This is a genomic window from Streptomyces sp. NPDC058964 (assembly GCF_042741275.1).
In the GTDB taxonomy this organism is placed as follows: domain Bacteria; phylum Actinomycetota; class Actinomycetes; order Streptomycetales; family Streptomycetaceae; genus Streptomyces.
On record NZ_JBHYKH010000234.1, the window covers coordinates 1 to 7,865 of the forward strand.

Annotated in this window: 7 protein-coding genes; 6 read left to right on the forward strand and 1 reads right to left on the reverse strand. The window is 69.7% G+C overall.

The features are described from left to right. Nucleotides 1–47: 47 nt before the first annotated feature. A complete protein-coding gene (gene bldD, locus ACFW2E_RS26065) occupies nucleotides 48–551 on the reverse strand; it encodes a transcriptional regulator BldD (RefSeq protein WP_043498969.1) in 504 nt (167 codons plus the stop codon). Between the two features lie 254 nt (nucleotides 552–805). On the opposite strand from bldD, the gene pyrR reads away from it, so the two are divergent. The 6 genes from pyrR to carB all read left to right on the forward strand — a co-directional run. Next, a complete protein-coding gene (gene pyrR / locus ACFW2E_RS26070; RefSeq protein ID WP_384469499.1) occupies nucleotides 806–1,399 on the forward strand; it encodes a bifunctional pyr operon transcriptional regulator/uracil phosphoribosyltransferase PyrR in 594 nt (197 codons plus the stop codon). Nucleotides 1,400–1,497: 98 nt separating this feature from the next. After that, nucleotides 1,498–2,478, forward strand: a complete 981-nt coding sequence (locus ACFW2E_RS26075) for an aspartate carbamoyltransferase catalytic subunit (RefSeq protein WP_384469500.1) — start codon at nucleotides 1,498–1,500, stop codon at nucleotides 2,476–2,478. Between the two features lie 5 nt (nucleotides 2,479–2,483). Then, nucleotides 2,484–3,770, forward strand: a complete 1,287-nt coding sequence (locus tag ACFW2E_RS26080; RefSeq protein ID WP_384469501.1) for a dihydroorotase — start codon at nucleotides 2,484–2,486, stop codon at nucleotides 3,768–3,770. Then, nucleotides 3,767–4,336 (forward strand): hypothetical protein, encoded by a 570-nt coding sequence (locus ACFW2E_RS26085; RefSeq protein ID WP_384469502.1) that lies wholly within the window; start codon nucleotides 3,767–3,769, stop codon nucleotides 4,334–4,336. The genes ACFW2E_RS26080 and ACFW2E_RS26085 overlap by 4 nt, the downstream gene beginning before the upstream one ends. Further along, complete coding sequence (carA, locus tag ACFW2E_RS26090) at nucleotides 4,333–5,475, forward strand: glutamine-hydrolyzing carbamoyl-phosphate synthase small subunit (RefSeq protein WP_384469503.1); 1,143 nt, start codon at nucleotides 4,333–4,335, stop codon at nucleotides 5,473–5,475. Before ACFW2E_RS26085 ends, carA begins: the two co-directional genes overlap by 4 nt. Next, nucleotides 5,468–7,865, forward strand: a 2,398-nt coding sequence (gene carB / locus ACFW2E_RS26095) for a carbamoyl-phosphate synthase large subunit (RefSeq protein WP_384469504.1), incomplete at its 3' end; no start/stop codon positions are given. The genes carA and carB, both read left to right, overlap by 8 nt.

Genomic DNA, 7,865 nt, shown 5'->3' on the forward strand with positions numbered 1-7,865 from the left:
GTTCCAGCCACCCCGGCGGCACGTTTCTGCTCAAGCGTCGAGCGGGTTCAGCTCTCCTCGTGGGCGGCCACGGCGCGGCGCGCGTCCGCGTCCAGGACACCCCAGCTGATCAGCTGCTCGGTGAGGACCGAGGGCGACTGGTCGTAGATGACGGCGAGTGTGCGGAGGTCGTCCTGCCGGATCGACAGCACCTTGCCGTTGTAGTCACCGCGCTGGGACTGGATCGTCGCCGCGTACCGCTGCAGGGGGCCCGCCTTCTCGGCCGGTACCGTGGCAAGCCGCTCCAGGTCCAGGACCAGCTTCGGCGGCGGCTCGGCGGCGCCGCCCGGGGTGGTGCCCGGCAGCAGCTCCTGCACAGGAACACCATAGAAATCGGCCAGCTCCGCGAGGCGCTGCACGGTCACGGCACGGTCGCCGCGCTCGTATGAACCGACCACGACCGCCTTCCAGCGTCCCTGGGACTTCTCCTCGACACCGTGGAGGGAAAGGCCCTGCTGGGTGCGGATGGCCCGGAGCTTGGCCCCGAGCTGTTTGGCGTATTCGCTGGACATATGGCTCCCCGGACACTGTGTCGACGCGGCTGGCTGCGTTTCCGAGCCGCGCGGCTGGTAACTCACTGTGAGGTTACGCAGCGTGACTCTCATGCGTCAAGCCGAATGGGCCACACCGACTCTTCCGTGGTGGCGGTGGCCGATTACGCCAAGGGGGTGATCAGGGGCGTCGTGGCGACCTGCTACCGTTGATGGCGCAAATCCGACGTCCTTTAAGGTCCGTCCCGTGAGGCGGAGAAGGAGGTCCGTTTCGTATGGACAAGCACGACACGCAGGACACGCAGGCGTCCGCCGCGCGGCCCGTTCTCGAAGGGCCCGACATCGCGCGGGTGTTGACGCGCATCGCGCACGAGATCGTCGAGCGCGCCAAGGGCGCCGAAGACGTGGTGCTCCTCGGCATTCCGACCCGGGGCGTCTTCCTCGCCGACCGGCTCGCCGCCAAGCTCGAGGAGATCACCGGCCGAAAGATCCCGGTCGGCTCCCTCGACATCACCATGTACCGCGACGACCTGCGCATGCACCCGCCGCGTGCGCTGGCCCGCACCGAGATCCCCGGTGACGGCATCGACGGCCGGCTGGTCGTCCTCGTCGACGACGTGCTGTTCTCCGGCCGCACCATCCGTGCCGCCCTCGACGCCCTGAACGACATCGGGCGCCCCCGCGCGGTGCAGCTCGCGGTCCTCGTCGACCGCGGCCACCGCGAACTGCCCATCCGTGCCGACTACGTCGGCAAGAACCTCCCCACGTCGCTGCGGGAGACGGTCAAGGTCCAGCTCGCCGAGGAGGACGGTCGCGACACCGTGCTGCTCGGTGCCAAGCCGGCCGCCCCGGGCGAGCGGCAGCGGTAGCACTCCGGCGCGCGGCCTTCGCCGTGCGCCCGTTCAGTGCGCCCCTGTACGCGCCCGTCTGCCCGAATCCTCCCGAACTGCCTTACGGAGCCTGACAGATGCAGCGTCATCTCATCTCGGCCGCCGACCTCACCCGCGACGACGCCGTCCTGATCCTCGACACCGCCGAGGAGATGGCCCGGGTCGCCGACCGGCCGATCAAGAAGCTGCCGACCCTGCGCGGCCGCACCGTCGTCAACCTCTTCTTCGAGGACTCCACGCGCACCCGGATCTCCTTCGAGGCCGCGGAGAAACGCCTGTCCGCGGACGTCATCAACTTCACCGCCAAGGGTTCGAGCGTCTCCAAGGGCGAGTCCCTGAAGGACACCGCCCAGACCCTGGAGGCCATGGGCGTCGACGCCGTGGTCATCCGGCACGGCGCCTCCGGTGCCCCCTACCGCCTGGCCAACTCCGGCTGGATCGACGCGGCGGTCATCAACGCCGGCGACGGCACCCACCAGCACCCCACCCAGGCACTGCTCGACGCGTTCACCATGCGCCGCCGGCTGGTCGGCCGGGACGCCGGGATCGGCCAGGACCTGGCCGGCAAGCGCATCACCATCGTCGGTGACGTGCTGCACAGCCGGGTCGCCCGCTCCAACGTCGACCTGCTGCACACCCTCGGCGCCGAGGTCACCCTGGTCGCCCCGCCCACCCTGGTGCCGGTCGGGGTCGAGAACTGGCCCTGCGAGGTGTCGTACGACCTCGACAGCACCCTGGCGAAGTCCGACGCCGTGATGATGCTGCGCGTGCAGCGCGAGCGCATGAACGCCGCCTTCTTCCCGACCGAGCGCGAGTACTCGCGGCGCTACGGCCTCGACGGCGACCGCATGGCGAAGATGCCCGAGCACGCCATCGTCATGCACCCCGGCCCGATGGTCCGCGGCATGGAGATCACCGCCGAGGTCGCCGATTCCGAGCGCTGCACCGTCGTCGAGCAGGTGGCGAACGGAGTCTCCATCCGGATGGCCGTCCTGTACCTGCTGCTCGGCGGCAACGAACCCGCCGTCACCCACGCCCGCACCATCGAGGAGAAGTAAGACAGATGAGCAAGATCCTGATCCGTGGTGCGAGGGTGCTCGGCGGCGAGCCGCAGGACGTCCTGATCGACGGCGAGGTCATCGAGACCGTCGGCACCGGGCTGTCCGCCGAGGGTGCCGAGGTCGTCGAGGCCGGAGGCAAGGTGCTGCTGCCTGGCCTGGTCGACCTGCACACCCATCTGCGCGAACCGGGCCGCGAGGACTCCGAGACCGTGCTGACCGGCACGCGCGCCGCCGCGAGCGGCGGTTACACGGCGGTCTTCGCCATGGCCAACACCTTCCCGGTCGCCGACACCGCAGGCGTGGTCGAGCAGGTCTACCGGCTGGGCCAGGAGCACGGCTACTGCGACGTGCAGCCCATCGGCGCCGTCACCGTCGGCCTGGAGGGCAAGAAGCTCGCCGAGCTGGGCGCCATGCACGAGTCGGCGGCGGGCGTGACCGTCTTCTCCGACGACGGCAAGTGCGTCGACGACGCCGTGATCATGCGCCGCGCCCTGGAGTACGTGAAGGCCTTCGGCGGCGTCGTCGCCCAGCACGCGCAGGAGCCCCGCCTGACCGAGGGCGCCCAGATGAACGAGGGTGTCGTCTCCGCCGAGCTGGGCCTGGGCGGCTGGCCGGCCGTCGCCGAGGAGTCGATCATCGCCCGCGACGTCCTCCTCGCCGAGCACGTCGGCTCCCGTGTGCACATCTGCCACCTGTCCACCGCCGGGTCCGTCGAGATCGTCCGCTGGGCCAAGTCCCGCGGAATCGACGTCACCGCCGAGGTGACCCCGCACCACCTGCTCCTGACGGACGAGATGGTGCGCACCTACAACCCGGTCTACAAGGTCAACCCGCCGCTGCGCACCGAGCGCGACGTGCTGGCCCTGCGCGAGGCGCTCGCCGACGGCACGATCGACATCGTCGCCACCGACCACGCCCCGCACCCGCACGAGGACAAGGACTGCGAGTGGGCCGCGGCCGCCATGGGCATGGTCGGCCTGGAGACCGCGCTGTCGGTGGTCCAGGAGACCATGGTGGACACGGGCCTGCTGGACTGGGCCGGCGTCGCCGACCGCATGTCCGTCAAGCCGGCGAGGATCGGCCGGGCCCCCGGTCACGGCCGCCCCGTCGCGGCCGGCGAGCCCGCCAACCTCACCCTCGTCGACACCGCATACCGTGGGCAGGTGGACCCCGCGGGCTTCGCCTCGCGCAGCCGCAACACCCCCTACCGGGGACGCGAGCTGCCGGGCCGTGTCACCCACACGTGGCTGCGGGGCAAGGCGACGCTCGTCGACGGGAAGCTCACGTGACACCTGTAATCCTGCTGGCCGCCGAGAAGAAATCGGCCGAGGTCACCGACTGGGCGGCCCGCATCGGCTGGCTCGTCGGACTCGTCCTCTTCGTCGTGCTCGTCTACTGGCTGATGCGCGAGGGCTGGAAGTGGCGCGGCACGCTCCAGGGCGACCTGCCCGAGCCGCCCAGCGCGCCGGACGACCCGGGCCCGGCGAGACTGAGCATGAGCGGCCGCTATCACGGCTCCACCACCGCCGGACAGTGGCTGGACCGCATCGTGGCCCACGGCCTCGGCACCCGCAGCCGGGCCGAGCTCACGCTGACCGACGCGGGCCTCGACGTCGTACGCCCGGGAGCGGCCGACTTCTTCGTCCCCGTCGCCGCCCTGCGCGAGGCCCGGCTCGACAAGGGCATCGCGGGCAAGGTCCTCACCGAGGGCGGCCTGCTCGTCGTGACCTGGGCGCACGGCGACCGGCTGATCGACTCCGGCTTCCGGTCCGACCATGCGGCCGAGCACAACGAGTGGGTCGACGCCATCAACTCCATGATCAACACACACAGCACGGAAGGCGCCGAACGATGACGACCTCCACTAGGGGAGCCGAGAAGGTTCCCGCGGTACTCGTCCTGGAGGACGGCCGGGTCTTCCGCGGCCGCGCCTACGGGGCCGTGGGGGTGACCTTCGGCGAAGCCGTGTTCTCCACCGGCATGACCGGCTACCAGGAGACACTCACCGACCCGTCGTACCACCGCCAGGTCGTCGTGATGACCGCCCCGCACGTCGGCAACACCGGCGTCAACGACGAGGACCCCGAGTCCAAGCGGATCTGGGTGGCCGGCTACGTGGTCCGCGACCCCGCGCGCGTGCCCTCCAACTGGCGCGCCAAGCGCTCGCTGCACGAGGAACTGCGCCACCAGGGCGTCGTCGGCATCAGCGGCATCGACACCCGCGCCCTCACCCGCCACCTGCGCGAGCGCGGTGCCATGCGCGTCGGCATCTTCTCCGGCAACGCCCTGCCCGACGAGGGCACCATGCTCGCCGAGGTGCGCCAGGCCCCCGAGATGAAGGGCGCCGACCTCTCCGCGGAGGTCGCCACCACCGAGACCTACGTCGTCCCCGCGATCGGCGAGAAGAAGTACACCGTCGCCGCCGTCGACCTCGGCATCAAGGGCATGACCCCGCACCGCATGGCCGAGCGCGGCATCGAGGTGCACGTGCTGCCCGCCACGGCGACCGCCGAGGACGTCTACGCCGTCGACCCCGACGGGGTGTTCTTCTCCAACGGCCCCGGCGACCCGGCCACCGCCGACCACCCGGTCTCCGTCATGCGGGCCGTCCTGGAGCGCGGCACACCGCTCTTCGGCATCTGCTTCGGCAACCAGATCCTGGGCCGCGCGCTCGGCTTCGGCACCTACAAGCTGAAGTACGGCCACCGGGGCATCAACCAGCCCGTGCAGGACCGCACGACCGGCAAGGTCGAGGTCACCGCGCACAACCACGGCTTCGCCGTCGACGCCCCGCTCGACCAGGTCTCCGACTCCCCCTACGGCCGTGTCGAGGTCTCCCACGTCTGCCTCAACGACAACGTGGTGGAGGGCCTCCGGCTCCTCGACAAGCCGGCCTTCAGCGTCCAGTACCACCCCGAAGCAGCCGCGGGTCCGCACGACGCCGCCTACCTGTTCGACCGCTTCGTATCCCTGATGGAGGGCCAGCGTGCCTAAGCGCACCGATATCCAGTCCGTCCTGGTCATCGGCTCCGGCCCGATCGTCATCGGCCAGGCCGCCGAGTTCGACTACTCCGGAACCCAGGCATGCCGCATCCTGCGCGCCGAGGGGCTCCGGGTCATCCTGGTCAACTCCAACCCCGCGACGATCATGACCGACCCGGAGATCGCCGACGCCACCTACGTCGAGCCGATCACCCCGGACTTCGTCGAGAAGATCATCGCCAAGGAGCGGCCGGACGCGCTGCTGCCCACTCTGGGCGGCCAGACGGCCCTCAACACGGCCATCTCCCTCCACGAGAACGGCGTCCTGGACAAGTACGGTGTCGAACTGATCGGCGCCAACGTCGAGGCCATCCACAAGGGCGAGGACCGCGACCAGTTCAAGCTCGTCGTCGAGGCGGTCCGCGAGAAGATCGGCCACGGCGAGTCCGCGCGCTCGGTCATCTGCCACTCCATGGAGGACGTCCTCGCGGGCGTCGAGCAGCTCGGTGGCTACCCGGTCGTCGTCCGCCCGTCCTTCACGATGGGCGGCGCCGGCTCCGGCTTCGCCCACGACGAGGACGAGCTGCGCCGCATCGCCGGCCAGGGCCTGACCCTCTCGCCGACCACCGAGGTGCTCCTGGAGGAGTCCATCCTCGGCTGGAAGGAGTACGAGCTGGAGCTGATGCGCGACAAGCACGACAACGTCGTGGTCGTCTGCTCCATCGAGAACTTCGACCCGATGGGCGTGCACACCGGTGACTCGATCACCGTCGCCCCGGCGATGACCCTCACCGACCGCGAGTACCAGATCCTGCGGGACATCGGCATCGCCGTCATCCGCGAGGTCGGCGTCGACACCGGCGGCTGCAACATCCAGTTCGCGGTGAACCCTGAGGACGGCCGGGTCATCGTCATCGAGATGAACCCCCGCGTGTCGCGCTCGTCCGCCCTCGCGTCCAAGGCGACCGGCTTCCCCATCGCCAAGATCGCCGCCAAGCTCGCGGTCGGCTACACCCTCGACGAGATCCCGAACGACATCACGCGGGAGACCCCGGCCTCCTTCGAGCCGACCCTCGACTACGTCGTCGTGAAGGCGCCGCGGTTCGCCTTCGAGAAGTTCCCGCAGGCGGACTCCACCCTCACCACCACCATGAAGTCGGTCGGCGAGGCCATGGCCATCGGCCGCAACTTCACCGAGGCCTTCCAGAAGGCGCTGCGCTCACTGGAGAAGAAGGGCAGCCAGTTCACGTTCGTCGGCGAGACCGGCGACAAGGACGAGCTGCTGCGCGAGGCCGTACGGCCCACCGACGGCCGGATCAACACGGTCATGCAGGCCATCCGCGCGGGCGCCACGCAGGAGGAGGTCTTCGAGTACACGAAGATCGACCCCTGGTTCGTCGACCAGCTCTTCCTCATCAAGGAGATCGCCGACGAGCTGGCCGAGGCCGCCGAGCTCACCCCGGACCTGCTCGCCGAGGCCAAGCGGCACGGATTCTCCGACCAGCAGATCGGTGAGATCCGCGGGCTGCGCGAGGACGTCGTGCGCGAGGTCCGGCACGCGCTCGGGATCCGTCCGGTCTACAAGACCGTCGACACCTGCGCCGCCGAGTTCGCCGCGAGGACGCCGTACTTCTACTCGTCCTACGACGAGGAGACCGAGGTCGCGCCGCGCGAGAAGCCCGCGGTCATCATCCTCGGCTCCGGTCCGAACCGTATCGGCCAGGGCATCGAGTTCGACTACTCCTGCGTCCACGCGTCCTTCGCCCTGTCCGACGCCGGGTACGAGACCGTGATGGTCAACTGCAACCCGGAGACCGTCTCCACGGACTACGACACCTCCGACCGCCTGTACTTCGAGCCGCTGACCCTCGAGGACGTGCTGGAGATCGTCCACGCGGAGCAGCAGGCCGGCCCGGTCGCCGGTGTCGTGGTCCAGCTCGGCGGCCAGACCCCGCTGGGCCTGTCGCAGGCGCTGAAGGACAACGGTGTGCCGATCGTGGGCACGTCCCCCGAGGCGATCCACGCGGCCGAGGACCGCGGCGCCTTCGGGCGGGTGCTGGCGGAGGCGGGCCTGCCCGCCCCCAAGCACGGCACCGCCACGACCTTCGCCGAGGCCAAGGCCATCGCCGACGAGATCGGCTACCCGGTCCTGGTGCGCCCCTCGTACGTCCTGGGCGGGCGCGGCATGGAGATCGTGTACGACGAGACCCGGCTGTCCTCCTACATCGCGGAGTCGACCGAGATCAGCCCGTCGCGGCCGGTGCTGGTCGACCGGTTCCTCGACGACGCCATCGAGATCGACGTCGACGCCCTGTACGACGGCTGTCTCTTATACAAATCTTACGCTGCCGACGAAAATTCAAGTGTAGATCTCTTTGGTCTCAGTATCATTAAAAATTGTG